This window comes from Lysobacter sp. S4-A87 (assembly GCF_022637455.1).
Lineage (GTDB): Bacteria > Pseudomonadota > Gammaproteobacteria > Xanthomonadales > Xanthomonadaceae > Lysobacter_J.
The window spans coordinates 3,315,904-3,341,351 of sequence record NZ_CP093341.1 but is presented as its reverse complement, the minus strand read 5'-3'; the positions used below and the strand labels follow the sequence as shown (position 1 = coordinate 3,341,351).

Sequence of the window (25,448 nt, the reverse complement as noted above, 5' to 3'; positions counted from 1 at the left end):
CGCATGCTGTGGACATCTGGCGGCCTGTCCAATGGCCGCCAGACGCAGGACCTTCCTTCAGTGACCGGCGCTCTGGCCACCATCGACGTGCAGGATCTCGCCGGTCACGAACGTGGCCGAGTCGAGATAGAGCACCGCCTGCACGACGTCGGCGATATCGCCCATGCGGCCGACCGGGTGCAGCGCCGACAGCCACTCGTGGGTTTCCGCGGCATGCATCGGGGTCTTGATCACCCCAGGCGAGACCGCGTTCACCCGGACGCCGCGCTTGGCGTACTCGATGGCAAGCGACTTGGTGGCCGCATTGAGGCCGCCCTTCGTCAGCGACGCCAGCACCGACGGCACGCCGTCGATGGCGTGGTCGACCAGGCTGGTGGTGATGGTGACCACGTGGCCCGAGCCCTGCTTCTCCATCTCGGCGGCAGCCAGCTGGGTGATGTTGAAGAACCCGCCGACGTTGACCGCGATGGCATTGGCGTAGTCGTCCTGCGTGTACTGCGTGAACGGCTTGGCGTTGAAGATGCCGGCGTTGTTGACCAGCGTATCGATGCGACCGAACTTCGCCAGGCCCTCGCGGACGATCCGCTCGGCGACTTCGCGCTCGGCGATGTCGCCGGCGACCGTCAGGATGTCCGGATCGTTCGAGGCCTTGATGTTGCGGGAGTTGGCGATGACCCGATAGCCGCGATCGCGGAACGCCTGGACCACGCCGGCGCCGATGCCTTGCGAGGCGCCGGTGACGATAACGACTTTGCTTGAACTGCTCATGATGTTTGTACTCTTGGATGTGGGGGGGATCGGAGCCAGAAACGCTTGGCTACCGACGAACCTCAATCTAGGAGCACGGGTGCTGTTTGCGAATCGCCGCCCTCCGGCAGACACCCTTCCGCCAAACGCAACAATCGCCGGTGTTACCCGCTCAGGCGGGCGAAGCTGGCGCGCAGGCGCGGAAGCGCGAAGTCGACGAATGCGCGCACCTTCGGCACGGACAGTCGCCCGTAGGGTGACACCAGGTGCACGGGCAGCGGCGCCGGCTCCGAATCCTCCAGCACGATCTGCAGATCGCCCTGCTCGATCTCAGCGGCGACGTGGTACGAGAGCAGGCGGGCGACACCGTGGCCTTCCACCGCGGAAGCGATCGCGGCGCGCACGTTGTTGACCACCAGGCGCGGCGAGAACGAAACGGATCGGGCGATCGACGAACCTTCCGGTGGCGGAAAGCTCCAGGCATCCAGCCCCATGTGCGCCATGGCGATGATCGGATGCTTGGCAAGGTCCCCCGGTTCGGCGATGCGGGGATGGGTCGACAGGTAGCGCGGTGAGGCAACCACAACGCGACGCGCTTCGCCGACGCGCTGGGCCACCAGCGTGGAGTCGGCCAGGTGCGTGATTCGCAGCGCCAGGTCCATGCCTTCGTCGATCAGGTTGACCGGCCGCTCCAGCAGGTGCATCCGCACATTGACCGTCGGGTACTCGTCGATGAAGGCATCGACGATCGGCCGCAGGATCTCCACGCCGACAAAGACAGTCGAGGTGATCGTGAGCGTGCCGCGCGGCACCGAGCGCTCGCCCGCCGCCTGGCGGTCAGCCTCTTCCAGGTCCGCAAGCACCCTGCGGCATGCGGTGGCATAGCGCTCACCGGCTTCGCTGAGTTTGATCGAGCGTGTTGTCCGGTGCAGCAGCGGCACGCCTACGTGTGCTTCCAGCGAGGCGACGGCCCGGCTCACCGCGGCGGGCGAACGGCCCGTCCTGCGACTGGCGCCGGCGAGGCTGCCTTCGTCCAGTGCCGCAATGAAGATCTTCATTGCTTCGATGCGATCCATGTGCGCGGGCGCTCGATGGGAGCCTTTGGCATCGTACTCCGCCAGGTGGCCGCGGCGTACGCCCATGACGTAGCCCGTGGCTGTCAGCGAATTTACGCGCCGCTTACGCCGGCGCGCTGGTACGCGAATGGAGGTTTTACGAGGCGCTGCCGAAAACTGCGCACTGGTCAAGAACGGAGCAATCGATGTCCATCGCCATCCTCGCCGCACCCGACGGCGCTCGTTTCGGTGCCCACGGCCTTCCACGCGAAGTCGTGTCACAACTGGTCGAAAGGGCGTCCCAGGCAGGCAAGACGGTCGCGGTGTGCAGCTGCCGCAACGCGTCGGACATCCTGGATCGACTGCGCCGGCTCGACGGCAGGAGCACCGAGTTCCTGCTGCTCGACCCGGGTCCCGACGCCCACGTCGGTGGTGAACTCGACGCTGCGCTCAATCTCGTCGGCGTGCCCTACATCGAGGTGCATGCCGACCGAACCGGATCGTTCGAGCGCGTGGGAACCCCGCTCAACGTCATCGATGGTTATGGCGCGCAAGGTTACGTGCTTGCTCTTTCCATCGCACTGGAGTGGCTGGGTTGCACGGAGTGCGAGAACGACATCCACGTTGGCACGTGAACTTCCATGCGCTACTGCTACTTCGCCGATTACGAAATACAACTGAGCGACCACCTGCGGGTCTGGGGCCAGTCGACGCTGGTGCACACGGTTGCGCCGGGTGACGAGCTCGACCCGGCCGAAGTGCTGGTGCGCATCCGCGCGCAGGCAGCCGATGCCCATGACGTCAAGCCGGCGCAGGTCCGCGTCCGCGGCCTGAGCCGACTTGATTGACCGTGACCGGATCGAGCCGCAGTCACTTCATCCAGCGCGGAACCATGGACATCCAGATCCTCCAGGGATCGCATTCGACGTCTGCCGGCCTCCCCCGGAAAGTCTTCGAGGACCTGCGGCGCGCCTCACGCGCCGCAGGCAGCGCGCTGAAGCTGCGCGCCAGCACCTCGATCCGTCCGTTTATCGAGTCGATTCGGCATACCGACCCCGGCACCAGCGGGTTCGTGGTGCTCGACCCGGGCGACCTCGCGCGCGACGACCCGCAAGCCCTGCGTGACGCGCTGGAATCACTTGCCGTGCCTTACGCCGAAGTCCACGACAGCAGTGACACATTACTCGACCTGCCCGTGCGATCGTCCGCCATGCCGATCGCCACGATCGTGATCAACGGAGACTTGTCGATGAGCTATCGCATTGCAGTCGGGATCGGGTTGCGGCGAATCGCCCGATGGCCTTCCGAATCTGCACATTCGCAAGATGACTTCCACAACGGCACCTGACCATCCGGTTGTCTGACGGAGGACTCCGGACCTTGGCGCGCCCATTCAGAACCCCGTTGTCACGTAAAGCGAACTGGAGGTCGCTCGATGCGAAACCCGAAATCCGGGGGAGCAATAAGGTTGGGGTGTTCCAGGCCGTTCAACGTACAGCGGGTCGGCCTGGGCTGGCGAGCGTGCTTCCAGCGATTCGCACTCTTCCGCTGTCGCTTCCCGGATACCAACAGCATGAAGCTCTACGCTGCAACAGCCGTCGCCGTTCTTGCGCTGACCTCCCTTTCCGCGCAGGCCGGCGTCTCCGAAGTAACACCCATCGGCAAGGGGCGCTACCTGATCGCCGGAAAGGGTTACACCAGCTTCTCGACGACGGACAAGATGACCACCAAGGCCATGAAGAAGGCCAACGCCTTCTGCGCGACCCAAGGTGGCAAGGAAGCCGTCATGGTTTCGCGCGAAGCCGAGGACGCCAGCTACGAGCAGCCGAATGTGCCGCAGACGGTCGTCACCAACAATGTTTCAGTTTCAGCGACCGCCATCGTCAATGAAGGTGGAACGCAATCGGTGGGCCAGTACCCGGTGGTCAAGGAATGGCAGCCGGACTATCAGGCGCAGAACGCCGCCATCCAGAGTTCGTTCGCAGCCATGGCCGGTTACCGCCCTGCATCTACGGAGATCATCTTTGTTTGCGAAGCACCCGTCGCGGCGGAAGCCTGAAGGATCCGCTGGACGCAATGAACTCACCGCCAATGGCGCCCGCCGTCGAAGGTCATGTCGGAGAATCGGATTGGTGGGCCGTGACGGATTCGAACCGTCGACCAGCGGATTAAAAGTCCGATGCTCTACCGACTGAGCTAACGGCCCACTTGGAACTTTCCTGCGCTCGCGGTGGTTGCGGGCGGCGCGCCCGGCCTTGCGCCGGGGCGTGCATTCTAGCGCACGGCGCCTCCGCGATGCAGTCCGCGGGGGCGTCCGTCGTTCAGACGTAACGCGTCGGGTCGGCCACTCCGGCCGCGATGAAGCCTTCCGCGCGCAGCCGACAGGCGTCGCAATGGCCGCAGGCGCGGCCCTGGTCATCGGCCTTGTAACAGGAGACGGTCTCGGCGAAATCCACGCCCAGGCGCATGCCCTCGCGGACGATGTCGGCCTTGCTCATGAACTGCAGCGGTGCGTGCACGCGCAGGCCGGCGCCTTCCACGCCCGCCTTGGTGGCGAGGTTGGCCAGGTTCTGGAATGCGGTGATGAACTCCGGGCGGCAGTCCGGGTAACCGGAGTAGTCGACGGCATTGACGCCGCAGAAGATGTCGGCCGCGCCCAGCACTTCCGCCCAGCCCAGCGCGACCGACAGCATGATCGTGTTGCGCGCGGGCACGTAGGTCACCGGGATCGCGTCCTTGGCCGCGGCCTGGCCGATCGCGTGGCCATCGTCGTCGGTCGGTACCGAGATGGTTTCGTCGGTGAGCGCCGAGCCGCCGATGCTGCGCAGGTCGACATTGACGGTCTTGTGCGCGACCGCGCCGAGCGACTTCGACACGCGATCGGCGGCATCGAGTTCGGAGGTGTGGCGCTGGCCGTAGCGCACGCTCAGCGCATGCACGGCGTAGCCCTGCTCGCGCGCGATGGCGATGACCACGGCGGAGTCCATCCCGCCCGATACCAGGACAACAGCATTCTTCATCTACGTGGCTTCCACTGGGGGACTCACTGCGGCGAGAAGCGGGACGCGATCAGCGGCCCGGTTCGTCGTTCCACAGGATCTTGTGCAACTGCAGCTGGAACCGCACCGGCAACTTGTCGGCGACGATCCAGTCGGCCAGGTCGCTGGGCTTGATCTGGGTGAAGCTGGGCGAGAACAGTACATCGCAGACCGCGGTGAGGCCGTGTTCGGCGACCACGCCCTTGGCCCAGTCGTAGTCCTCGCGCGAGCAGATCACGAACTTGACCTGGTCATGCGGCGTCAGCAGCGGCAGGTTCGACCACAGGTTGCGGTGGACCTCCATCGATCCCGGTGTCTTGATGTCGAGGATGCGCGAGACGCGGGTGTCGACCTGGCTGATGTCGATCGCACCGGAGGTCTCCAGCGACACCTCGTAGCCGGCGTCGCACAGCCGCTGCAGCAGGCCGATGCAGCGCTTCTGCGACAGCGGCTCGCCGCCGGTGACGCAGACGTGGCGGGCGCCGTGGCCGGCGACCTCGGCGAGGATGTCGTCGATCTGGTGCCACTCACCGCCATGGAAGGCATAGGCGGTGTCGCAGTACTGGCAGCGCAGCGGGCAGCCGGTCAGGCGCACGAATACGGTCGGCCAGCCGATGCTGCGGGCTTCGCCCTGCAGTGACAGGAAAATCTCGGTGATCCGCAGCCGATCCGGCGACGCTGCGGCCGCTTCGGCGGGGAGTGCGTTCATGGCGCTGATTTTAAAGGATCTGGCGCGACAGGGCTTGGCGGAAGCGGGCTTGGCGGAAGCGGGCTTGGCGGAGCCGGGTCTGGCGGAGCCCCGTGCCTGCCAGGCGGTCCGGGCTCAGCGAAGCCGGCCGAGCTGGAGCGCGTTGAGGCGGTCGCTGGCGGCGCGGGCGGCGTCGGTGCCGGGGTATTTCGCTGAAACACCGGCCAAAGTGAGCTCTGCGGCTTCGACCTGCTTTAGCCCGATCTGCGTCAGGCCGACCTTGAGCATCGCGCCCGGGGCCTTGTCGTGGGTCGGGAACCTGTCGAGCAGCGACTGGAACTGGACCAGGGCCATCTCGTAATTCTGGGTGACGTAGTAGCTCTCGCCGAGCCAGTACAGCGCGTTGGGCGCGTAGACGCCCTGCGGGTAGGTCTCGACGAAGGCCTGGAACAGACGCGAGGACTGGACGTAGTCACCGCTCTTGAGCGCGCCGAAGGCGGCATCGTAGGCCGCGCGTTCGTCGCCGCCCTGGGCCAGCGCACCCTTGTCGCCGTAGACCGCCGGGGGGCGGTCCTTGACCGATGCGGACGGGGCCGCGGGCTTGCCCGACTTGGGCGGTGCCGCTGCCGGTGCCGGGGTCCCGGTGGCAGCAGGTGTGACCGCGCCGCTCTCGAGCCGGTTGATGCGGCCGTCGAGGTCGAGGTACTGGGCCTTGCCGCTTTCCAGCAGCTGGTTGTTCTGCTGCTGCAGTTCTTCGATCTGCGAACGCAGTGCCTGCACTTCGTTGCGAAGCTGGCTGACCTGGTTCAGCAGGTCGATGTTGCCCTGGTTGTTGGCGGCCTGCTGCTCGAGCACGGTCACGCGGTCAGCCAGGCTGGCGCGTTGCGCGACAGCGGGCGCGGCGACCACGAGGGTCGCCGCGAACGCCATGGCAAGTAACGTCTTGCGCATCATCGCCGGCTATTACTTGGCGGTGTACACGATCTCGACGCGACGGTTCTTGGCCCAGCAATCTTCGTTCGAGTCGGTGCAGACCGGACGCTCTTCGCCGTAGCTGGTGACCGTGATCTGGCTGCCCGAGCCGCCGTTGGCCTGGACGGCCGACGACACGGCATTGCCGCGGCGCTCGCCGAGGCCGAGGTTGTACTCGCGGCTGCCGCGCTCGTCAGCATTGCCTTCCAGGGTCATGCGCGAGGACGGACGGTCGCGCAGGTACTTGGCGTGGCAGCCGACGATGGCCTGGAACTCCGGACGCAGGCTGTCCTGGTCGAAGTCGAAGTAGACCACGCGCTGACGCAGGCAGGCGTCGGTGTCCAGGTCGTTCGGGCCGTACACGCCCGAGGTGACCGGAGCTTCCGGAGCCGGAGTGGTGGTCGGCGTTTCAGCCGGCGGCGGGGTTTCCTTGACCTTCTTGGAGCAGGCAATAGCCGCGGTGCAGAGCACGGCGGTGAGCAGGATGCGAGCGGTATTGTTCATGGTTTGTTTGTTCCTCGTCATTCAAGCGTGGGACATTACGGGGCAAGCGGAAGTGAAACAAAAACGAATTGCAGCACCGCCGATCCAGGCGAATCGTCCGGATCAGCGAGGCAAGCGGAACGGCCCCCAAGCCGGCTCACGCACGTCCCCATCCGCAAGCACCAGGCGCTGGCGCACCCGGGCATCGGACGAAACGGCGTAGAGCACGCCCCGGCGGCCCTCGCGCGCAGCATAAAGGATCATTGCGCCATTCGGGGCAAAGCTGGGCGACTCGTCCAGGGATCCGGGCGAAAGTGTGCTCCAGCGCGCAGACCCGAGGGTGCTGTCCATCATTGCAATGCGATAGGTGTTGCCGGCGCCCTGGGCGGTGGCGATCTTCTTGCCGTCGGCCGAAAGGCTGGCGCTGGCGTTGTAGCTGCCCTGGAACGTCACCCGGGTGGCGCTGCCGCCACTGGACGGAACCGAGTAGATCTGCGGGCGGCCACCGCGGTCGGAGGTGAAGTAGATGGTGCCGCCGTCAGCACTCCAGCTCGGCTCGGTGTCGATGCTGAAATGGTTGGTCAGCTGGGTCAGCGCCTTGCTGCCCAGGTCCATCACGTAGATCTCGGGGTTGCCGCTGCGCGACAGGGTCAGGGCCAGGCGACGGCCGTCGGGCGAGAACGACGGGGCGCCGTTGATGCCGCGGAACTTGGCGATCAGCTCGCGGCTGCCGGAGGTGATGTTCTGGATGTAGATCGAGGAATTGCCACCCTCGAAGCTGACATAGGCCAGGCGACCACCGTCCGGGCTCCACGACGGCGACAGCAGCGGCTCGGGCGAGCGCACCACGGTCTGCGGGTTGAAGCCGTCGGAGTCGGCGACCATCAGCGCGTACTGCGCACCCTTGCCGGTACCGGTCGCGGTGACATAGGCGATGCGGGTGAAGAACGCGCCGCGGATGCCGGTGACCTTTTCGTAGACCGCGTCGGCGACCTGGTGGGCGACGTCGCGCATCGCATTGGCGCGGGCGGTCAGGGCGAAGCCGAGCAGGCGCTGCTGCTTGGCCACGTCGAACAGCTCGTACTCCAGGCGGTAGCTGCCGGCGCCGGCGTCGAGGACGCGGCCGACGACGATGAAGTCCTGGTTCAACGCGCGCCAGGTCGGGTAGTTGATCTCCCCGCCCTTGGTCGGCTTCTCGATGATGTCCTTGTCCGGAAGTGGCCGGAACTGCCCGGAGCGCGCGAGGTCGGCGCTGACGACCTGGGCAAGGTCGGTTTCCGGCGCTGTCCCGCTGCCCTGGTAGGGCATCGGCACCACGGCGATCGGGAGGGCAGCGGCATTGCCGCCAACGATGTCGATCTCGAGCCCTTGCTGGGCGAAAGCGGCGACGGGAAGCAGCAGGGCGAGCAGCGAGGCAAGCCAGGCAACGGGTCGGTTCATCGGTGCTCCAGTGATGCGGTCATTCAGCTTTGCAATTGTTAACAGGAGGTGGGTGAACGTGGGCTCAAGCTCGCGAAGCCAGGAGCACCCTCCTCCGCCCTCCGGACAGGGCGCCTCGCTTCAGCGATCCTGCGCCGTGAAGTTCAGCGTCAGGTTGCGCGCGAACACCTTCTCGAACCCGGCATACGGCAGCGGCTGCGCCTTCAACACGGCGGCCTCGATGGAGCGACGGCCCTGCTCATCGTAGGCGCACGGCGATGACACTTCCGCGCTCATCACCTGCCCGCCCGGCAACTGCCGGATCAGCAGCTTGCAGCGGGCGCCGACCGGCACCGTTTCCGGACGGGTCCATTTGCTCAGGATCGCTTCCTGCAGGGCCGCGGCGTAGCGCGCCTCCAGGCCGGTGTCGGTGCCGGCGTTTCCGGGCGGCGGGCTGGCTTCGCTGCTACCCGTGGCCTGTGTCGCGCGTGCGTCGGCAACCTGCTGCGCACGCTGGTTGGCCAGGTTGGCGGCACGCTCGGCAGCGGTCCGTTCGCGCGTGGCGGCTTCGCGCTTGCGGCGGATCTCGGCCAGCTTCTGCTCGCGTTCCTGATCCTGCTGCTCGGCGAGGCGACGCTGCTTCTCAATCTGCTCCTGGCGCTTCTGCTCGGTCAGGTCCACCTGGTCCTGCTTGCGCTTGGCTTCCTGGACCTTGTCTTCCTCGGCGGCAGCAATGGGTGTCGGCTGGTCGACCACGGCTTCCTGGCTCTCGTTGTCGGGAACCGGGATGAAGTCCTGTGGCTGCGGCTGCGGCGTGGCGACCGAGTCTTCCGGCCGCGGCTCCGGCAACGGTTGCGGCAGCGGTGCGGCCTCTTCCGGTTGCGGCGGCGGCGGCATTTCGGCCGGCTTGGGGCGATTGCGCAGGGTGCGCTGCATCGCCGGCGACAGTGCGTCGGCGTCGATGAGTTCTGCGGTCACCGGCGAACCCGCGGCGGAGACCGGCGCGGCAGCGCGGGTCCACAACAGGCCCACGAACATGAGGGCGAACAGCAGTGCATGCAGCCCCAGCGCCTGCCAGATCGCCCGCGCGGTGTCGGCGCGCGACTCCCGCATCAGCGACCCGCCTTGCTGGCCTGATCGGGCTGGCTCATCAAGCCGACCTTCTTGACGTTCGCGCTCTGCAGCAGCACCAGCGCGTCCATCACCTTCTGGTAATTGGCCTTGGCGTCACCGGCCACGAACACGGCGACGTCCGGGTTCTGCGCGACGATTGCCGACACCTTGGCCTGCAGCGCCTCAGCGGTGACGGCCTCGTTGCTGCCTGCCTTCAGGGCGAGGAAATAGTGCCCGTTGGGATCGACGCTGACGACGACCGGGTCCTTCTTTTCCTGGATCGACTTGGCATTGGACTGCGGCAGGTCGATGTCGACGCCAAGATTCAACAGCGGCGCGGTGACCATGAAGATGATCAACAACACCAGCATCACGTCGATATAGGGAACGACGTTGATCTCTGCCTTCAGCTTGCGCTTGCGATGGCGGCGCGCGGTGATACCGGCCATGGCCTTCCTCTCGTAATCAGTGGTTCACGGCCCGGGACGGGCCGATGAAAGTCCGCACACGGAGGTGCGGGACGTTGCGAGGGGATCGCATCAGGGCTCGTCGAGGTTCGCCTGGCGCTGCAGGATCGAGGAGAACTCTTCGGAGAACGCGTCGTAGCGCACCGACATGCGTTCGACCTTGGTCGCGTAGCGGTTGTAGGCCCACACCGCCGGAATGGCCGCGAACAGGCCCATCGCCGTCGCGATCAGCGCCTCGGAGATACCGGGGGCGACCGTGGCGATGGTCGCTTCCTTCATGTTGGCCAGGCCCTGGAACGAAATCATGATGCCCCACACCGTGCCGAACAGGCCGACGTACGGGCTGATCGAACCGACGTTGGCGAGGAACTCGAGGTTGTGCTCGAGGCCGTCGATCTCGCGCGAACCGGTGGCGCGCATGGCGCGCTGGGCACCTTCCAGCTGCATGCGGCTGTCGGCGCCGCGGCGCTGGCGCAGGCGGCCGAACTCGCGGAAGCCGGCTTCGAAGATCGCTTCAAGGCCGCCGATCTCGCGATTGCGCTCGGTCGTGCCGGCATAGAGCTTGGACAGCTCGGCGCCAGACCAGAAGCGCTCTTCGAACTGGTCGGCCTCGCGCGCGGCGCGGTCGAGCACGCGCTTCTTGCGGAAGATGATCACCCACGAGGCGATCGAACCGAACAGCAGCAACAGCATGACCAGCTGCACCGGGATGCTGGCGTGCAGCACCAGTTGCAGCAGGTTGAGGCTGTTGTTGTCGACGGCGCCCGTCGACAGCGCCTGCACCGCTGTGTTGGCGGCATTGGCGGCCTCTTCCGGCAGGGGCTCCACCGCGGTGGCCTGCAGTGCTGTCAACAATGGGGTCATGCTCGGTTCTCCGTGCCCGTCACGCGGGACTGTGTGCAACTTGGGGGACTGCGATGGGAATAACGGGTGAAGCCTGGAATGGGGTCAGCGCGGTTGCTCGAGCGCCTTGAGCTGGTCGTGCAGCGGCTGCGGGATCGGGCGCGGGCGGAACCCGTCCGCATCCAGCGCCGCCACCCGCACCTGCGCGGTCAGCAGCAGGTCGCCACCGCGGGCGATGGCCTGGGTGAAAACGGCGCTGGCACGGCGGCATTCCTGCAGCCCCACCGTCACCGCCAGCGCATCGTCCAGCCGGGCCGGCTTGAGGAAGTCCAGCTGCATGGCGCGCACGGCGAACACCAGCCCGTACTCGATCCGCAAAAGCTCCTGGCCATACCCCTGCGCACGCATCCACTCGGTCCGCGCGCGCTCGAGAAACGCCAGGTACTGGGCGTGGTAGACCACGCCACCAGCGTCCGTATCTTCCCAGTAGACCCGTGTCGGCCAACTGAACGCCACATCAACCGTCACTGCCGGTCTCCTCGAAAAGCCCGCCGTTGCTGGCTTTCGGCCTCAGGCCGATGTGGCGGTAGGCCTTCGGCGTGGCCATCCGGCCGCGCGCGGTGCGGATGAGGTAGCCCTGCTGGATCAGGTACGGCTCGATCACGTCCTCGAGCGTGCCGCGCTCCTCGCTCAGCGCCGCGGCCAGCGATTCGACGCCGACCGGGCCGCCGTCGAAGGACTCGATGATGATCTTGAGCATGCGCCGGTCGAGCTCGTCGAAACCCTCCGGGTCGACCTTGAGCATGGCCATTGCCGCATCGGCCACATCGCGGGTGATGTCGCCACCGGCGCGGACCTGGGCGAAATCGCGCACGCGTCGCAGCAGGCGGTTGGCGATACGCGGGGTGCCACGCGAGCGGCGGGCGATTTCGGCCGCACCTTCGGGCTCGCAGGCGATGCCAAGGATCTGCGCCGAGCGGCGCACGATCCGGGTCAGCTCCTCGGCGCTGTAGAACTCCAGGCGCTGGACGATGCCGAAGCGGTCGCGCAGCGGCGCGGTCAGCAGGCCGGCGCGGGTGGTCGCGCCGATCAGGGTGAATGGCGGCAGGTCGAGCTTGATCGAGCGGGCCGCGGGGCCCTCGCCGATCATGATGTCGATCTGGTAGTCCTCCATCGCCGGATAGAGCACCTCTTCTATCGCCGGCGAGAGACGATGGATCTCGTCGACGAACAGCACGTCGTGCGGCTGCAGGTTGGTCAGCAGCGCGGCCAGGTCGCCGGCCTTCTCGATCACCGGGCCGGAGGTCTGGCGCAGGCCGACGCCGAGCTCGTTGGCGATGACATGGCTGAGGGTGGTCTTGCCCAGGCCCGGCGGGCCGAAGATCAGGACATGGTCGAGGGCCTCGCCGCGTGCCTTGGCGGCCTCGATATAGATCTTCATCTGCTCGCGCACCGGCGCCTGGCCGAGGTACTCGTCCAGCCGCTTGGGCCGGATCGAGGCCTCGATGGCCTCGTCCTCGCGGGTGGCGCCGGCAGCGATGATGCGGGAGTCATTCATGCCCGTATGTTCGCACGCGCACGGGCCCACAGGCATGGCAACGAGTCGCGAAACCGCGCAGCCCGGGCAAGCGCAGCGCAGCCGGGAGCCCCGCGCCGCATCCCCGCAGACCCGCGGTCAGATCTCGACCTGCGCCCCCAGCTCCACCAGGCGGTTGCCCGGGATGCGGAAGAAGCCCGTGGCCGGCGCGGCATTGCGGTGCATGAAGGCGAACAGCCGGTCGCGCCAGATCGGCATGCCGCGGTGGCGGCTGGCCACCACCGTCTCGCGGCTGGCGAAGTAGGTGGTGTCCATCGGGTCGAAGTAGGTGCCGCCGGCATCGCACGAGCGCATCAGCGCCAAGGGCACGTCCGGCACTTCCATGAAGCCGAAGCGGATCAGCACGCGGTAGAAGTCGTCGCCGATGGCCTGGATCTTCAGGCGCTTGTCGCGCGGCGCGTACGGGACGTTGAGCGTCTCCACCGTCAGGAACACGTTGCGATCGTGCAGCACCTTGTTGTGCTTGAGGTTGTGCAGCAGCGCGTGCGGCACCACGCCCTTGTCGGCGGTCATGAAGATCGCCGTACCCGGCACGCGCACCGGCGGTGCCAGCATCAGGCCGGGCAGGAAGCTGTCGAGCGAGATGCCTTCCTTGCGCACTTCGTCATGCAGCAGCTCGCGGCCGCGGCGCCAGGTGCGCAGCAGGGTGAACACGACCAGGCCCAGCAGCAGCGGGAACCAGGCGCCGTCGAAGAACTTGGCGCCGTTGGCGATGACGAAGCCGACATCGACCACGAAGAACAGCAGGCACAGCGGCAGCACCCAGGTGCGCCAGCGCGGCCACAGCGCGCGCGCGACCAGCGCCAGCAGCAGGGTGTCGATCAGCATGGTCGCCGACACCGAGATGCCGTAGGCCGTGGCCAGCGCGGTCGAGCTGCGGAACATCAGCACCACCGCCAGCACCGCGATCATCAGCAGCCAGTTGATGTACGGCACGTAGATCTGGCCGATGGTCGACTGCGAGGTGTGCTTGACCTGCATGCGCGGGATGTAGCCCAGCTGCATGGCCTGGCGGGCGACCGAATAGGCACCGGTGATGACCGCCTGCGAGGCGATCACCGCGGCCATCGTCGCCAGCACGATCATCGGGTACAGCGCCCACGCCGGCACCGCCTCGAAGAACGGGTTCTTGACCGCGTCCGGGTGGCCGAGCACGAACGCGCCCTGCCCCAGGTAGTTCAGCATCAGGCACGGCAGCACCAGCGTGTACCAGGCGTAGCGGATCGGCCGCGGACCGAAGTGGCCCATGTCGGCGTACAGCGCTTCGCCACCGGTGACGGCCAGCACCACCACGCCCAGGATCAGCACCGAGTGCGAACCGTGCTCGATGAAGAAGCGCGCGCCCCACATCGGGTTGAGCGCCTTGAGCACTTCCGGTGCTTCGAGGATGTTGTGGACGCCAATCGCCGCCAGCGCCAGGAACCAGACCGTGGTGATCGGCCCGAAGATCCGGCCGACCTTCTCGGTGCCGAAGCGCTGGGCGAAGAACACCATCACCAGGATGACGACCGCAATCGGCACGATGAACCGGTGCAGGCCGGGTGCGGCGACCTCCAGGCCCTCGACCGCGCCGAGCACGGTGATGGCCGGGGTGATCACGCTGTCGCCGAAGAACAGCGACGCGCCGAAGATGCCGAGGATGCCGATGATGTAGGCCGAGCGCGAGCCCTTGGGCAGCGTGCGCTGGGCCAGCGTCATCAACGCCATGATGCCGCCCTCGCCTTCGTTGTCGGCGCGCATGATGATGGTGACGTACTTGAGCGTCACCGTGATCATCAGCGCCCAGAACACCAGCGACAGGATGCCCAGCACCGTGTCGTGATTGCCGATCAGGCCGAAGTGCGGCGAAAACGCTTCCTTGAGGGTGTACAGCGGGCTGGTGCCGATATCGCCGAAGACGACGCCGATCGCACCGATGACAAGGCCGCCCAGCCCCTGTTTGCCGTGGCCGTGCTGCGCGCCATTGGCGGAGGTCGAGTGGGTAGCTGGAGAGGACATGGAGTGGGTTGCTCGGGGCGGCCGGGGCCGCCGTGGCGTCAACGGAGCGCGGACTTTAGCGCTTTGCGGATGATGGCGGCGGCGTCATCGCCGGCGGCGGTCGATTCGCGCGCCATGCGCACGGCCTCGGCCGGCTTGTAACCCAGCTGCTGCAGGGCGATCACGGCTTCGCTCTGGGGGTCGGCGGCGGCGCCGTTGCCCGACAGGGTGGCGCCCACGCCGGCAAGGTCGGCCGCCCGGTCGCGAAGCTCCACGACCATGCGCTCGGCGGTCTTCTTGCCGATGCCGGGGATGCGGGTCAGCGCGGTGATGTCGCCGGTCTGGACCAGGCGGGCGAACTCGTCCACCGACGTGCCCGAGAGCACCGCCAGGGCGATCCTGGCGCCGATGCCGGACACCCGCTGGACGTCGCGGAACAGGCGGCGCTCGCCCTCGCGCAGGAAGCCGTACAGCGAGACGCTGTCTTCCTTCTGCGCGTAATGGGTGAACAGCGCGACCTCGCGACCGATGTCGGGCAGGTCGTAGAAGGTGCTCATCGGCGCCTCCAGCTCGTAGCCGACGCCGTTCACGTCCACCACCAGCCACGGCGGCTGCTTGTGGACGAGGATGCCTTTCAGACGACCGATCATGCGCCGCGTCTCCGCAACAGGTGGGTGGCAACGCCGGTGCGCGCCGCGGTCGCGCTCATGTGCGCGTGGGTCAGCGCCACGGCCAGGGCATCGGCGGCGTCGGCCTGCATTTTTTGGTCCGGCAGGTTCAACAGCAAACGAACCATGTGCTGGACCTGATCCTTCTCGGCCGCGCCGCGACCGACCAGGGACTGCTTGATCACGCGCGGTGCGTACTCGCTGATCGGGATGCGCCGGCGCACCACCGTCGCCAGCGCCGCGCCACGGGCGTGGCCGAGCTTGAGCGCGGACGTCGCCGACTTGGCCATGAACACGGTCTCGATCGCGACCTGCTGCGGCTGCCATTCGTCCAGCAGTGCCTCCAGGCCCTCGCACAGCAGCCCGAGCCGCGACGGGAAGTCCTCGGCGTCGAGCAGGACCAGCGCGCGCGCATGCACGAAGGTGCAGCGGCCATCGGCGGCGACGTCAATGACGCCGACACCGGTGCGCTGGGAACCGGGGTCTATCCCGAGGATTCTGATCACGTGGTCAGCTTACGCCGTCAGGCGTAGGCATCCTCGCCGAGGTCGGCATTGGAGTAGACGCTCTGGACATCGTCCATGTCCTCGAGCCAGCGCAGCAGCTTGACCACCTGTTGCGCGGTCTCGCCGCTGACGGCGATGTCGTTGTCGGCGCGCATCGTCACTTCGGCGATGTCGGCCTTCAGGCCGCCGGCTTCCATGGCGGCCTTGACGGTGGCGAAGGCGTCGGGCGTGGTGACCACGTCGATCGCGCCGTCGTCGTAGACGACCACGTCGTCGGCGCCGGCATCGATCGCCAGTTCGGTGACCTGGTCTTCACTGGCGCCGGCGGCGAACGACAGCACGCCGACCTTCCTGAACATGAACGACACCGAGCCGTCGGTGCCGAGGTTGCCACCGAACTTGCCGAAGGCATGGCGCACGTCGGCGACGGTGCGGACCTTGTTGTCGGTCAGGCAGTCGACGATCACGGCGACGCCGCCGGGGGCGTAGCCCTCGTAGCGGATCTCTTCGTAGACCACGCCTTCCAGTTCGCCGGTGGCCTTCTTGATGGCGCGCTCGATCACGTCCTTGGACATGTTCACCGACAGGCCCTTGTCAACCGCCGCGCGCAGGCGCGGGTTGCCCGACGGGTCACCGCCACCGGCGCGGGCAGCCACGCCGATTTCACGAATGATCTTGGTGAAGATCTTGCCGCGCTGCGCGTCTACCGCGTTCTTGCGGGCCTCGATCGAGGGACCTCTACCCATGAACTGTTCCAGGCTGTTGCTTTGGCGAAGCGGCGATTTTACTCGATTGGGCCGGACGTGCCGTCGGTCGCGAATCGACCTGACCGACGTTGCCGGCTCAGGACGCGAAGCGGCCGTTGCGCAGGAAGGCGGCGACCAGGCTGGCGACCTGGCGGGAATAGACCAGGCCGGTATGGCTGGTGCTGACCACGGTGTGGTCGGTCAGGCCGGCAAGCCGGGTTTCGGCGACGGAGACCGTCCCATCGTTCTCCTCCTGGAAGCGGCCGAAGTACTTGCCCAGCCCCAGCGAGGTACGGCCGGCGACCATCCCGACTTCGGCCTTGCCCGACCAGGGCGCGCAGCCCTTGCGCAGCAGCGATGCGCTGCGGCCCAGCGTCGGCGCGGTCCAGGCGTAGCCCGCCAGCCCGGTGGCGGCGGCGCTGCCGCACAGCGGCGAGCCCAGGCAGACGACGCGCTCGACCGGGACCGAGGGATGGCGTTCCAGCGTCGTCAGCGACACCAGCCCGCCCAGGCTGTGGGCCACCAGGTGCGCCGGCGCCCGTTGCAGGTGGGCGGCCAGCCGCGGGATCGCCGTGTCCGGGCCGCCGGCGACGGTGGCGTAGCCGAAGAACTCAGGGGCAAAGCCGGCCTCGCGCAGGCGCTGGGCCAGCCAGTGCATCGACAGGCGGGGCATCCAGAGGCCGTGGAGGAGGATGACGCGGGTGGTGGGCATTGGGGATGGATGGTGGCGGTCGGAGCCAATGCAACAGCAGCAAGCCGCCTCTCGCGGGAACCGGGGCGGGTACCGGGGCAGGCACCGGAGCGTGACCGGCGGCGTTACGCCGGCCTGCGCAGGATGTACTCGTGATCGCGCGTGCCACCGACGATGAAGTCGTAGTCCCCCACCCGCTCGAACCCGTACCGCGCATAGAACCGCTGCGCGCCCTGGTTCTCGCTCCACACGCCGATCCACAACGTCCGCGGCCCGTCGCGCAGCAGCCAGTCCTGGGCGGTCTCGAACAGACGCGCGCCCCAGCCGCCGTTCTGATGCTCGCGCAGCACGTACAGGCGCTTGAGCTCGCCGTCGCCATCGGCCACGTCCGCATGCGGCAGGCCACAGGGCCCGGCAGCGGCATGGCCTACGGCCACACCCTCCACTTCCAGCAGCCACACCGCGTAATCCGGGTGGCCGAGGATCACCTTCTGCTTGTCGACGGCGTAGCTGTCGCGCAGGAAGAACTGCAGGTCGGCCTGCGGGTACTGATGCCCGAAGGTCTCGGTGAAGGTCTGCGCCGCCAGGGCCGACACGGTTTTCGCATCGGCCACGGTGGCGCGCCGGATGGTCGCCATGATCAGGCTTCCTCTTCGTCCTCTTCGCCTTCTTCCTCGTCTTCCTCGGCGTCCTCGTCCTCTTCTTCCTCGTAGTCCTCGTCGCCGAAGTCCTCGCCGTCCCAGCGGAACTGGCCATCGGCCACGAAGGTCATCGAAAGCTGTCCGGCAGCGGTACGCGTGCGCACCAGCCAACCGCCGAACACCTGCGCGCGCTCGGTCACCAGGCCGGCACCCGCAGCCGAACCGGTCTCACCCAGTGCTTCCCACTCGAGCTCCAAAACAGCTTGATCCAAAGCAACTTCCGTCATGCGCTTACTTCCCTTCCTTCTTCGGACGAACTTGAATGTGCACTTCCGCCAGCTGCGCGTCCGGCACCGGCGACGGCGCGCCGGTCATAAGGCACTGCGCGGTGGTGGTCTTCGGGAACGCGATGACGTCGCGGATCGATTCGGTGCCGGCCATCAGCGCGGCGATGCGGTCGATGCCGAAGGCGATGCCACCGTGCGGCGGCGCGCCGTACTTGAGCGCGTCGAGCAGGAAGCCGAACTTGCCTTCGGCCTCCTCCGCACCGATGCCGAGCAGCTCGAACACCGCCGACTGCATCGCCGAGTTGTGGATGCGGATCGAACCGCCGCCGATCTCGTTGCCGTTGAGCACCATGTCGTAGCCGCGCGACACCGCGGTCTTCGCATTCGCGCGCAGGTCGGAAATCGAATCGACCGCCGGTGCGGTGAACGGGTGATGCAGGGCGACGTAGCGGTTCTCCTCGTCGTCCCACTCGAACATCGGGAAGTCGGTCACCCACAGCGGCGCCCAGCTGTCGGCGACCATGCCCAGGTCCTTGCCCAGCTTCAGGCGCAGCGCGCCCATGAAATCGCTGGCCGACTTGTAGGTGGCGGCGCCGAAGAAGATCGCATCGCCGCTCTGCGCGCCGGTGGCAGCAAGAATCGCTGCCAGCGTGGCGTCGTCGAGGAACTTGGCGATCGGCGAGTTGACGCCTTCGCGGCCCTTGCCGGCGTCTTCCACCTTCATCCACGCCAGGCCCTTGGCGCCGTGCTTGGCGGCGTGCGCGCCGTAGTCGTCGATCTGCTTGCGGCTGAGCGTCGCAGCGCCCGGCATGCGCAGCGCGACCACGCGACCGTCTTCGTGGTTGGCCCAGTCGGTGAAGACCTTGAACTCGCAGTTCCTGACCAGATCGGCGATGTCGGTGAACTCCATCGCGATGCGCAGGTCCGGCTTGTCCGAACCGTAGCGGCGCATTACCTCGGCGTAGGTCATGCGCGGGAACTGCGCGGCCAGCTCGACGCCCATCACGTCGCGGAACACCGAGCGGATCATCTCCTCGGTCAGGTCCTGCACGTCGCGCTCGGACACCCACGCGAACTCCATGTCGAGCTGGGTGAACTCGAGCTGGCGGTCGGCACGCAGGGCCTCGTCGCGGAAGCATCGCGCGATCTGATAATACCGGTCGAAGCCGGCCATCATCAGGATCTGCTTGAACAGCTGCGGCGACTGCGGCAGTGCGTAGAACTCGCCGTGGTGCATGCGCGCCGGCACCAGGAAGTCGCGTGCGCCTTCCGGCGTGGCCTTGGTCAGGATCGGCGTTTCGATGTCCTGGAACCCGCGCTCGTCGAGGTAGCGACGCAGTGCCTGCACCAGCTTGATGCGGGTGCGCATCTTGCGCTGCATCTCGGGGGTGCGCAGGTCGAGGTAGCGGTACTGCAGGCGGATGTCCTCGCCCGGGTTCTCGTGGGCGTGGAACGGCAGCGGCTCGGCCTTGTTGAGCAGCTCGATCTTTGTTGCGACCACTTCGACCTGGCCGGTGCGGATCTTGGCGTTGACCGCTTCGCGCTTGCGCACCACGCCGGTGATGCGCAGGCAGTCTTCGTAGCCCACCTGCGCGGCCGCCGCGATCACCGCAGCATTGACCTCGCCCGCACCCAATGCCGGATCCTGGGTCGGCTCGGCCACGATCTGGACGATGCCTTCGTGATCGCGAAGGTCGATGAAGCACAAGCCGCCGAGGTTACGGGCAACGTCGGCCCAGCCGCACAAAGTGACGGTCTGTCCGATCAGGGCCTCATCGATGAGGCCGCAAAAATGGGTACGCATGGGGGCTCCGGGGTTACGCGTCCGGCCGAGGCCGGAAAACTGGGCAATCCGGCCAGGGCCGGAAAACTTTCCGGCCTGGGGCCGGAGAACACGTCATTTTAACGGCACCGGCGGGTTACTTGCCCGCAGGATCGCAGCGGACGTGGCCGATGCGGCCATTCCGCCCCCGGGGGCCTCGATGACCTGCCCGTCCAAGTCCTGGCTGCCGGCGCTTTGCCTGACCCTTCTGGCCGCGGTTCTGGCCTTGGTTCTGGTCGAGGCTCCGGCCGCCGCCCAGCAGCGCGCCTATGCACCGGACGACCTGCGCACCCTGTCCTACGACGACCAGGCAAGGGTGATCAGCCTGGAGTACCAGGAGCAATCCGGCGGGCGCCGGATACCGGACGACCAGCTGCAGTTCTACCTCGACCAGGTCAACCGCTCGAACTGGCGCTTCAGCCAGATCAAGGCCGATATCGCCGTCTCGCTGGGCGGTTCGGCGCCGCCGGCCACCGGCACCGTGCGCTGCGAAAGCATCAACGGCCGGGCGCAGATCTGCCGCGTGCCCTGGAGCGGAAGCTCGCGGCTGGTGCGGCAGCTGTCCAATGCGCCCTGCGCCGAAGGCCGCAGCTGGCAGTCGCAGCCTGGCCAGGTCTACGTGGGCAACAACTGCCGCGGCGAGTTCGCCTCCGCCGGAGCGACGCCCGGACCGGGGCCCGTCGGACCGGGCGGGCCCATCGGCCAGGGCGTGGTCTGCGAAAGCATCAACAACCAGGCGCGGATCTGCCGCGTGCCCTGGTCCGGCCCGTCGCGACTGGCGCGGCAGTCACCGGGCAGCCAGCCGTGCATCGAAGGCCAGACCTGGCAGTCGCAGAACGGCCAGGTCTATGTGGGCCGCGGTTGCCGGGCCGAGTTCGTCGCCGCGGGCGCAGTGCAACCGCCGATAGGGCCGCAGCCGGGCGGGCCGTCCGTGGTTTGCACCAGTGTCGACGGCCGCGCGAAGGCATGTCCGTGGCCGGCCGGGACCGGTTCCCCGCGGCTGCTCCAGCAGTTGTCCAGCCAGACGTGCGTGCAGGGCCGGACCTGGGGCTTCACCGGCAGCGCGATCTGGGTCAGCCAAGGCTGCAGCGGGCGCTTCGGCTACTGAGCCAGGCCGCCTCAGGTCTTGCTGGGCGGTGCCGGCTCGGCCTTCTTCTCGGCGGGCTTGCTGTCGGCCGGCTTGCTTTCAGACGGTTTGCTGTCGCCACCGCCCGAGGATGAGGAACCCTCCCCGGCGAGGTTGCGCTTCTTGTCGCCGTCCTTCTTGAAGTCGGTCTCGTACCAGCCGCCGCCGGCGAGGCGGAACTGCGGCGCGGTCAGCTGGCGGCGCACGTGGGGTTCGCCGCAGACCGGGCACTGCGTGGGGTCGGCCTCAGACAGCTTCTGCAGGCGGTCAAAGGCGTGGCCGCAGGCGGCGCACTCGAAGGCATAGATCGGCATGTCACGACGCATCACGAAGACAGGCCGGCATTCTGGAGGCAACCGCGGGCTTTTCAAGCATCCGATGACCGCGAGGCCGTCTGTGCGGCCTCGCCGGACGCGGCGCCCGCCTCGACCGGCCCCTGCGGCGCAGCCGCCACGGGCAGGGGCGCGACATCGAATGGCGTGCGCAGCACCAGCGACGGCAGCAGCGTGTTGAGGAAGGCGTACAGCAGCAGCCCGCCGAACAGCGCATCGGGAATGGCGAAGCGCTCGTACAGGATCGTCGCCAGCACCAGGGTGAAGATCAGCGTCGGCATCAGCGCCATCGACACCCGCAGGCTGCTGCCGGGACTGTCGCGGAACAGCCAGCGACGCTGGATCCAGATCACGCCAAAGCGCGCCGGCAGCACCATCGCGGTCAGCCCCAGCCCGACCAGCAGCGCCTCCCAGGTCAGCGCGCCCAGGGGCACGCGCGCGCCATTGGCGAAGAAGTAGAACGGAACGAAGAACGACGAGAACAGCTTGACGCCGCGCATGATGTCGTCCGACGCCAGCGCCGGCACGCGTGGCCGCAGCAACCGCGCCAGCAGGCCGGCGATAAATGCGCCCAGCAGGTATTCGACACCGAGCTTGTCGGTGATGTACGCAGCAACGAAGCCGACCATCACCAGCAGCGAGAACTCCGAGCCGGGCGCGTGCGGGACGATCCAGCGCCCAAGAGCGACGTAGATCAACGGAATCGCCGCTACCAGCGCCAGCAGCGCCAGCGACGACGAGCCCAGCTCGACCGGATCGCCGGCCTTGAGCACGACGAACATCAACGCAAGCGCCAGCAGTTCGCCGGCGATGGCCTTGTTGGTGACCCAGAAACGCTCTTCCTCGGCCATCTCGAAGCGATCGAGCGAATCGACGATGAAGCCCGTCGACGACGTCAGCAGCGCCAGCGCCAGCAGCATCGCCGCCTGCCACTGCAGGCCGAGGAAGCGCCAGGCCAGCCAGGCCACCAGCGCCAGTGTCAGGCAGCGCAGGCCGAGGTAGGTCAGCAACTGGGCCACGCCCCGACGCAGCTCGGTCAGGTCGACCTCCAGGCCGGCGTAGAGGAACAGCGTGGAGATGCCGAGCGATGCCAGCAAGTGAATCGCATCGTTGTGCTGGTGCGCGTCCGGCCAGGCCAGCACCAGTCCGATGCCGAAGGCGAAGCAGCTCAGCGGCGCCGGCACGCGGTAACGCTGCAACGCGCGCGGCACGATCAGCAATCCGCAGATCAGCAGCAGGTAGACCAGCTCGTGACTCATCCCCTCTCCTTGTGACCGGCCACGGCCGGATCATCTAGGTCGATGCTGACATCCGCAAGCGTGCGCGTCCTACACTCCGCTTCCCCACACCGCCTTCACAGCCATGGAACCCTTGCGCATCTATCGGATCGACGCGTTCACCAGCGAATGCGGCCAGGGCAACGCCGCCGGCGTCGTCACCAATGCCGCCGGCCTCGACGAGGCACAGATGCAGGCCATCGCGAATGAGCTCGGGCATTCCGAGACCGCCTTCGTGCTGCCGCCGAATGCCGACGATCATGATCTCCATATCCGTTACTTCACGCCGACGACGGAAGTGCCTGTGTGCGGCCATGCCACCGTCGGCGCACATTTCGCCCTGGCGCTCGAAGGCGCCGCGCCCGGCGTGCGCCGGCAACTCACCGGTGCCGGTGTGCAGACGGTGACGACCGTGCGCAGGGACGATGGCGCCGTGGCCGTACGCATCCAGCAGAATCCGCCGACGTTTGCCGCACCGTTATCGGCGGAGCTGGTGGAGGACGTCGCCGATGCGATCGGCCTGACCGTCGACGAGCTCGACCCGCGCGCGCCGGTGCAGTTCGTCAGCACCGGCCACGGCAAACTGCTGATTCCGATCAAGCGTCTTCACAGGCTCCGGGAGCTGCGACCGGACATGACTCGGCTGGCGCAGCTCGACGAGCGCACCGGCAGCAAGGGGTATTTCGTTTTCACCCTCGACACACAAGCCGGTGACGATGCGTTCAGCCACGGTCGCATGTTCGCGCCGGGAATCGGCGTCGACGAGGATCCGGTCACCGGCAACGCAAACGGGCCGCTGGGCGCCTATCTGGTTCGCCACAAGCTGATCGCGGTGGACGGCGACGAAGCGCTTTTCCGCGGACGGCAGCAGACGGGTGCGGGGCGTGGCGGTTTCGTCGATGTCAGCGTGCAGGTCGAATCGGGCGAGCCGGTTGGCGTGGCGATCGAAGGGCTGGCCGTGCTGGGGGAGCGGGTGCGGTAACCGGGGGCTGGACAGCCGCGAAAGCGGCCGGTCAGCCGCCCTCGTACAACCCGAGCAGATCTTCTTCCGCCTGCGCCAGCTGCGCCGCCACCTGCTCGCGACGCTTCGCCAGCTCGGCCGCATCGGTGCCGCCACCGGCGTACTGATCCGGATCGGCCAGGTCCATGTCGAGCGTATGCAGCTTCGATTCCAGCTCGGCCACGCGCGCCTCGGCCTGCGCCAGCTTGTGCGCGTTGACCTTGACCGCCTTCGCCGCCGGCTTTGCCGCCGGCACCGGTGCGGCCGCGGTTGCGGCCACCTTGGCCGGAACCTTGCCGTCGCCACTGCTGTCGCGCGTGCGCAGCCACGATGCATAGGCGTCCAGGTCGCCATCGAAGGGCTGGGCGACGCCGTCGGCGACGCGCCAGAACGTGTCGCAGACCAGGCCGATCAGGTGGCGATCGTGGCTGACCAGCACGATCGCGCCTTCGAAGATGCTCAGCGCTTCGGCCAGGGCCTCGCGCATGTCGAGGTCGAGGTGGTTGGTCGGTTCGTCGAGCAGCAACACGTTCGGCTTGCGCCAGGCGATCAGCGCCAGCGCCAGGCGTGCGCGCTCGCCGCCGGAGAACACGTCGACCTTCTCGAACGCGCGATCACCCGGGAAGTTCCACTTGCCGAGGAAGTCGCGCAACTGCTGCGTGGCCACGCCCGGCGCGATGTCGGCCAGGTGGTCGATCGCGGTGGTGCCTTCGCGCAGCGACTCCACCGTGTGCTGGGCGAAGTAGCCGATGCGCAGGTCGGGATGGCCGCCGCGCTCGCCGCTGAGCAGCGGCAGTTCGCCGACGAGCGTCTTCACCAGCGTCGACTTGCCGGCGCCGTTGGGGCCGAGCAGCGCGACACGATCGCCGGCTTCGAGGATGAAGCCGATCTGGTGCAGCACGGTGTGGTCGCCGTAACCGCAATCGGCGTGGGTCACGCGCAGCAGCGCATGCGGCAGCTTCGCCGGCGCCGGGAACTCGATCCGCAGCGCGCGCTCCACGCGCACCGCCTCGGTGTCGGCCATCTTGGCCAGGCGCTTGACCCGCGACTGTGCCTGCTTGGCCTTGGCCGCGCTGGCGCTGAAGCGGTCGATGAAGCTCTGCAGATGCGCGCGTTCGGCCTGCACCTTCTCGTGGGTGATCTGCTGCAGGCGCAGGTGTTCGGCGCGCTGGCGCTCGAAGGCGGTGTAGTCGCCGGTGTAGAGCTTGCCCTTGCCGTCGTGCAGATGCAGCGTGTGGGTGGTGATCTCGTCGAGGAACTCGCGATCGTGCGAGATCAGCAGCAGCGTGCCCGGGTACTTGAGCAGCCATTGCTCCAGCCACAGCACCGCGTCGAGGTCGAGGTGGTTGGTCGGTTCGTCGAGCAGCAGCAGGTCCGACGGCGTCATCAGCGCGCGCGCCAGGTTCAGGCGCACGCGCCAGCCGCCGGAGAATTCCTTCACGGCGCGCTCGTGGGTATCGGGCGAGAAGCCCAGGCCGTGCAGCAGCTTGCCGGCACGCGCGGTGGCGTCGTAGCCGTTGAGTTCTTCCAGGCGGTGATGCGCCTCGGCGACGGCTTCCCAGTCCTCGCGCTCGACCGCCTCGCGCTCGGCGACGATCGCGGCATGCACCTGGGCGTCGCCGGACAGGACGAAGTCGAGCGCGGGGTCGTCAAGCGCCGGGGTTTCCTGGGCGACGCTGGCGATGCGCACGCGCGTGGGCACGTCGATATCGCCCTTGTCGGCTTCAACGTGCCCCTGGATCGCGGCGAACAACGACGACTTGCCGGTGCCATTGCGGCCAATCACGCCCACGCGCCAGCCGGCATGCAGGGCCAGGTCGACGTTGGACAACAGCAGGCGCTCGCCCCGGCGGAGGGCGAAATTACGGAAGGAAATCACGGGGGGACCAGAAGGAGGCTCGAAACCCCACTAGTCTAGCGGTTCGGCGGCCCTGACCCGCGATTGACACGTCT

Annotated in this window: 29 protein-coding genes and 1 tRNA gene; 6 read left to right on the top strand and 24 right to left on the bottom strand. The window is 67.5% G+C overall.

The features are described 5' to 3' along the window. Positions 1-57: 57 nt before the first annotated feature. Together MNR01_RS15020 and MNR01_RS15015 are read right to left on the bottom strand one after the other, a co-directional pair. On the bottom strand, positions 58-768 hold the full coding sequence (locus MNR01_RS15020; RefSeq protein ID WP_241918563.1) for an SDR family oxidoreductase: 711 nt from the start codon (positions 766-768) through the stop codon (positions 58-60). A gap of 143 nt (positions 769-911) precedes the next feature. Further along, on the bottom strand, positions 912-1,823 hold the full coding sequence (locus MNR01_RS15015; protein ID WP_241918562.1) for a LysR family transcriptional regulator: 912 nt from the start codon (positions 1,821-1,823) through the stop codon (positions 912-914). Between the two features lie 185 nt (positions 1,824-2,008). Between MNR01_RS15015 and MNR01_RS15010 the strand changes: the two genes are divergently transcribed. The 4 genes from MNR01_RS15010 (at position 2,009) to MNR01_RS14995 (ending at position 3,861) form a co-directional block, all read left to right on the top strand. Continuing rightward, a complete protein-coding gene (locus MNR01_RS15010) occupies positions 2,009-2,437 on the top strand; it encodes a type II 3-dehydroquinate dehydratase (protein WP_241918561.1) in 429 nt (142 codons plus the stop codon). Positions 2,438-2,443: 6 nt separating this feature from the next. Beyond that, a complete protein-coding gene (locus MNR01_RS15005; RefSeq protein WP_241918560.1) occupies positions 2,444-2,650 on the top strand; it encodes a hypothetical protein in 207 nt (68 codons plus the stop codon). A 44-nt stretch (positions 2,651-2,694) separates the two neighbouring features. After that, the gene (locus MNR01_RS15000; protein WP_241918559.1) at positions 2,695-3,150 is read left to right on the top strand and encodes a type II 3-dehydroquinate dehydratase; all 456 of its coding nucleotides are present in this window, start codon (positions 2,695-2,697) and stop codon (positions 3,148-3,150) included. 225 nt (positions 3,151-3,375) lie between these two features. After that, positions 3,376-3,861 carry a hypothetical protein gene (locus tag MNR01_RS14995; protein WP_241918558.1) on the top strand — a complete coding sequence of 162 codons (486 nt, stop codon included), beginning with the start codon at positions 3,376-3,378 and terminating at the stop codon, positions 3,859-3,861. Between the two features lie 71 nt (positions 3,862-3,932). Here the strand turns inward: MNR01_RS14995 and MNR01_RS14990 are convergent. The 19 genes from MNR01_RS14990 to aspS all read right to left on the bottom strand — a co-directional run bounded on the left by MNR01_RS14990 (position 3,933) and on the right by aspS (position 19,742). Further along, positions 3,933-4,008: transfer RNA gene (locus MNR01_RS14990), tRNA-Lys, on the bottom strand. Positions 4,009-4,123: 115 nt separating this feature from the next. Beyond that, a complete protein-coding gene (gene queC, locus MNR01_RS14985; RefSeq protein ID WP_241918557.1) occupies positions 4,124-4,822 on the bottom strand; it encodes a 7-cyano-7-deazaguanine synthase QueC in 699 nt (232 codons plus the stop codon). Positions 4,823-4,871: 49 nt separating this feature from the next. Continuing rightward, complete coding sequence (gene queE / locus MNR01_RS14980) at positions 4,872-5,549, bottom strand: 7-carboxy-7-deazaguanine synthase QueE (protein ID WP_241918556.1); 678 nt, start codon at positions 5,547-5,549, stop codon at positions 4,872-4,874. 114 nt (positions 5,550-5,663) lie between these two features. Beyond that, a complete protein-coding gene (ybgF, locus tag MNR01_RS14975; RefSeq protein ID WP_241918555.1) occupies positions 5,664-6,479 on the bottom strand; it encodes a tol-pal system protein YbgF in 816 nt (271 codons plus the stop codon). Between the two features lie 12 nt (positions 6,480-6,491). Continuing rightward, a complete protein-coding gene (gene pal, locus MNR01_RS14970; RefSeq protein ID WP_241918554.1) occupies positions 6,492-7,004 on the bottom strand; it encodes a peptidoglycan-associated lipoprotein Pal in 513 nt (170 codons plus the stop codon). Positions 7,005-7,106: 102 nt separating this feature from the next. Then, entirely contained in the window at positions 7,107-8,423 is a 1,317-nt protein-coding gene (gene tolB, locus MNR01_RS14965; RefSeq protein ID WP_241918553.1) for a Tol-Pal system beta propeller repeat protein TolB, read from the bottom strand. 120 nt (positions 8,424-8,543) lie between these two features. Then, a complete protein-coding gene (gene tolA, locus MNR01_RS14960; RefSeq protein ID WP_241918552.1) occupies positions 8,544-9,515 on the bottom strand; it encodes a cell envelope integrity protein TolA in 972 nt (323 codons plus the stop codon). After that, positions 9,515-9,964, bottom strand: a complete 450-nt coding sequence (gene tolR, locus MNR01_RS14955; RefSeq protein ID WP_241918551.1) for a protein TolR — start codon at positions 9,962-9,964, stop codon at positions 9,515-9,517. Before tolR ends, tolA begins: the two co-directional genes overlap by 1 nt. 90 nt (positions 9,965-10,054) lie before the next feature. Continuing rightward, complete coding sequence (gene tolQ / locus MNR01_RS14950; protein ID WP_241918550.1) at positions 10,055-10,846, bottom strand: protein TolQ; 792 nt, start codon at positions 10,844-10,846, stop codon at positions 10,055-10,057. A gap of 84 nt (positions 10,847-10,930) precedes the next feature. Beyond that, the gene (gene ybgC / locus MNR01_RS14945) at positions 10,931-11,353 is read right to left on the bottom strand and encodes a tol-pal system-associated acyl-CoA thioesterase (protein ID WP_241918549.1); all 423 of its coding nucleotides are present in this window, start codon (positions 11,351-11,353) and stop codon (positions 10,931-10,933) included. After that, positions 11,343-12,383 carry a Holliday junction branch migration DNA helicase RuvB gene (gene ruvB / locus MNR01_RS14940; protein ID WP_241918548.1) on the bottom strand — a complete coding sequence of 347 codons (1,041 nt, stop codon included), beginning with the start codon at positions 12,381-12,383 and terminating at the stop codon, positions 11,343-11,345. Before ruvB ends, ybgC begins: the two co-directional genes overlap by 11 nt. 117 nt (positions 12,384-12,500) lie before the next feature. Beyond that, complete coding sequence (locus MNR01_RS14935) at positions 12,501-14,420, bottom strand: potassium transporter Kup (RefSeq protein WP_241918547.1); 1,920 nt, start codon at positions 14,418-14,420, stop codon at positions 12,501-12,503. A 38-nt stretch (positions 14,421-14,458) separates the two neighbouring features. Continuing rightward, complete coding sequence (gene ruvA / locus MNR01_RS14930) at positions 14,459-15,049, bottom strand: Holliday junction branch migration protein RuvA (RefSeq protein ID WP_241918546.1); 591 nt, start codon at positions 15,047-15,049, stop codon at positions 14,459-14,461. Beyond that, complete coding sequence (ruvC, locus tag MNR01_RS14925; protein ID WP_241918545.1) at positions 15,046-15,573, bottom strand: crossover junction endodeoxyribonuclease RuvC; 528 nt, start codon at positions 15,571-15,573, stop codon at positions 15,046-15,048. The genes ruvA and ruvC overlap by 4 nt, the downstream gene beginning before the upstream one ends. 17 nt (positions 15,574-15,590) lie before the next feature. Further along, a complete protein-coding gene (locus MNR01_RS14920) occupies positions 15,591-16,319 on the bottom strand; it encodes a YebC/PmpR family DNA-binding transcriptional regulator (protein WP_241918544.1) in 729 nt (242 codons plus the stop codon). A gap of 97 nt (positions 16,320-16,416) precedes the next feature. Beyond that, entirely contained in the window at positions 16,417-17,031 is a 615-nt protein-coding gene (locus MNR01_RS14915; protein WP_241918543.1) for an alpha/beta hydrolase, read from the bottom strand. 104 nt (positions 17,032-17,135) lie between these two features. After that, positions 17,136-17,648 (bottom strand): GNAT family N-acetyltransferase, encoded by a 513-nt coding sequence (locus MNR01_RS14910; protein ID WP_241918542.1) that lies wholly within the window; start codon positions 17,646-17,648, stop codon positions 17,136-17,138. Positions 17,649-17,650: 2 nt separating this feature from the next. After that, positions 17,651-17,938 (bottom strand): DNA primase, encoded by a 288-nt coding sequence (locus tag MNR01_RS14905; RefSeq protein WP_241918541.1) that lies wholly within the window; start codon positions 17,936-17,938, stop codon positions 17,651-17,653. A 4-nt stretch (positions 17,939-17,942) separates the two neighbouring features. Continuing rightward, a complete protein-coding gene (gene aspS, locus MNR01_RS14900) occupies positions 17,943-19,742 on the bottom strand; it encodes an aspartate--tRNA ligase (protein ID WP_241918540.1) in 1,800 nt (599 codons plus the stop codon). A 178-nt stretch (positions 19,743-19,920) separates the two neighbouring features. On the opposite strand from aspS, the gene MNR01_RS14895 reads away from it, so the two are divergent. After that, positions 19,921-20,868, top strand: a complete 948-nt coding sequence (locus MNR01_RS14895) for a DUF3011 domain-containing protein (protein WP_241918539.1) — start codon at positions 19,921-19,923, stop codon at positions 20,866-20,868. 11 nt (positions 20,869-20,879) lie between these two features. Here the strand turns inward: MNR01_RS14895 and MNR01_RS14890 are convergent, their stop codons facing one another. Together MNR01_RS14890 and MNR01_RS14885 are read right to left on the bottom strand one after the other, a co-directional pair. Then, complete coding sequence (locus MNR01_RS14890) at positions 20,880-21,200, bottom strand: zinc ribbon domain-containing protein (RefSeq protein ID WP_241918538.1); 321 nt, start codon at positions 21,198-21,200, stop codon at positions 20,880-20,882. 53 nt (positions 21,201-21,253) lie between these two features. Next, on the bottom strand, positions 21,254-22,477 hold the full coding sequence (locus MNR01_RS14885) for a cation:proton antiporter (RefSeq protein ID WP_241918537.1): 1,224 nt from the start codon (positions 22,475-22,477) through the stop codon (positions 21,254-21,256). A 103-nt stretch (positions 22,478-22,580) separates the two neighbouring features. Between MNR01_RS14885 and MNR01_RS14880 the strand changes: the two genes are divergently transcribed. Beyond that, positions 22,581-23,477, top strand: a complete 897-nt coding sequence (locus tag MNR01_RS14880; protein WP_241918536.1) for a PhzF family phenazine biosynthesis isomerase — start codon at positions 22,581-22,583, stop codon at positions 23,475-23,477. A 31-nt stretch (positions 23,478-23,508) separates the two neighbouring features. Here MNR01_RS14880 and abc-f read toward each other — a convergent pair whose 3' ends face one another. Continuing rightward, complete coding sequence (gene abc-f / locus MNR01_RS14875) at positions 23,509-25,374, bottom strand: ribosomal protection-like ABC-F family protein (protein ID WP_241918535.1); 1,866 nt, start codon at positions 25,372-25,374, stop codon at positions 23,509-23,511. Positions 25,375-25,448 lie beyond the last annotated feature (74 nt).

Excerpts from the sequence above, each read along its gene's own strand:
- MNR01_RS15020 (WP_241918563.1), bottom strand. The coding sequence starts at position 768 with ATGAGCAGTTCAAGCAAAGTCGTTATCGTCACCGGCGCCTCGCAAGGC.
- MNR01_RS15015 (WP_241918562.1), bottom strand. The coding sequence starts at position 1,823 with ATGGATCGCATCGAAGCAATGAAGATCTTCATTGCGGCACTGGACGAA.
- MNR01_RS15010 (WP_241918561.1), top strand. The coding sequence starts at position 2,009 with ATGTCCATCGCCATCCTCGCCGCACCCGACGGCGCTCGTTTCGGTGCC.
- MNR01_RS15005 (WP_241918560.1), top strand. The coding sequence starts at position 2,444 with ATGCGCTACTGCTACTTCGCCGATTACGAAATACAACTGAGCGACCAC.
- MNR01_RS15000 (WP_241918559.1), top strand. The coding sequence starts at position 2,695 with ATGGACATCCAGATCCTCCAGGGATCGCATTCGACGTCTGCCGGCCTC.
- MNR01_RS14995 (WP_241918558.1), top strand. The coding sequence starts at position 3,376 with ATGAAGCTCTACGCTGCAACAGCCGTCGCCGTTCTTGCGCTGACCTCC.
- queC (WP_241918557.1), bottom strand. The coding sequence starts at position 4,822 with ATGAAGAATGCTGTTGTCCTGGTATCGGGCGGGATGGACTCCGCCGTG.
- queE (WP_241918556.1), bottom strand. The coding sequence starts at position 5,549 with ATGAACGCACTCCCCGCCGAAGCGGCCGCAGCGTCGCCGGATCGGCTG.
- ybgF (WP_241918555.1), bottom strand. The coding sequence starts at position 6,479 with ATGCGCAAGACGTTACTTGCCATGGCGTTCGCGGCGACCCTCGTGGTC.
- pal (WP_241918554.1), bottom strand. The coding sequence starts at position 7,004 with ATGAACAATACCGCTCGCATCCTGCTCACCGCCGTGCTCTGCACCGCG.
- tolB (WP_241918553.1), bottom strand. The coding sequence starts at position 8,423 with ATGAACCGACCCGTTGCCTGGCTTGCCTCGCTGCTCGCCCTGCTGCTT.
- tolA (WP_241918552.1), bottom strand. The coding sequence starts at position 9,515 with ATGCGGGAGTCGCGCGCCGACACCGCGCGGGCGATCTGGCAGGCGCTG.
- tolR (WP_241918551.1), bottom strand. The coding sequence starts at position 9,964 with ATGGCCGGTATCACCGCGCGCCGCCATCGCAAGCGCAAGCTGAAGGCA.
- tolQ (WP_241918550.1), bottom strand. The coding sequence starts at position 10,846 with ATGACCCCATTGTTGACAGCACTGCAGGCCACCGCGGTGGAGCCCCTG.
- ruvB (WP_241918548.1), bottom strand. The coding sequence starts at position 12,383 with ATGAATGACTCCCGCATCATCGCTGCCGGCGCCACCCGCGAGGACGAG.
- MNR01_RS14935 (WP_241918547.1), bottom strand. The coding sequence starts at position 14,420 with ATGTCCTCTCCAGCTACCCACTCGACCTCCGCCAATGGCGCGCAGCAC.
- ruvA (WP_241918546.1), bottom strand. The coding sequence starts at position 15,049 with ATGATCGGTCGTCTGAAAGGCATCCTCGTCCACAAGCAGCCGCCGTGG.
- MNR01_RS14920 (WP_241918544.1), bottom strand. The coding sequence starts at position 16,319 with ATGGGTAGAGGTCCCTCGATCGAGGCCCGCAAGAACGCGGTAGACGCG.
- MNR01_RS14915 (WP_241918543.1), bottom strand. The coding sequence starts at position 17,031 with ATGCCCACCACCCGCGTCATCCTCCTCCACGGCCTCTGGATGCCCCGC.
- MNR01_RS14910 (WP_241918542.1), bottom strand. The coding sequence starts at position 17,648 with ATGGCGACCATCCGGCGCGCCACCGTGGCCGATGCGAAAACCGTGTCG.
- MNR01_RS14905 (WP_241918541.1), bottom strand. The coding sequence starts at position 17,938 with ATGACGGAAGTTGCTTTGGATCAAGCTGTTTTGGAGCTCGAGTGGGAA.
- aspS (WP_241918540.1), bottom strand. The coding sequence starts at position 19,742 with ATGCGTACCCATTTTTGCGGCCTCATCGATGAGGCCCTGATCGGACAG.
- MNR01_RS14895 (WP_241918539.1), top strand. The coding sequence starts at position 19,921 with ATGACCTGCCCGTCCAAGTCCTGGCTGCCGGCGCTTTGCCTGACCCTT.
- MNR01_RS14890 (WP_241918538.1), bottom strand. The coding sequence starts at position 21,200 with ATGCCGATCTATGCCTTCGAGTGCGCCGCCTGCGGCCACGCCTTTGAC.
- MNR01_RS14885 (WP_241918537.1), bottom strand. The coding sequence starts at position 22,477 with ATGAGTCACGAGCTGGTCTACCTGCTGCTGATCTGCGGATTGCTGATC.
- MNR01_RS14880 (WP_241918536.1), top strand. The coding sequence starts at position 22,581 with ATGGAACCCTTGCGCATCTATCGGATCGACGCGTTCACCAGCGAATGC.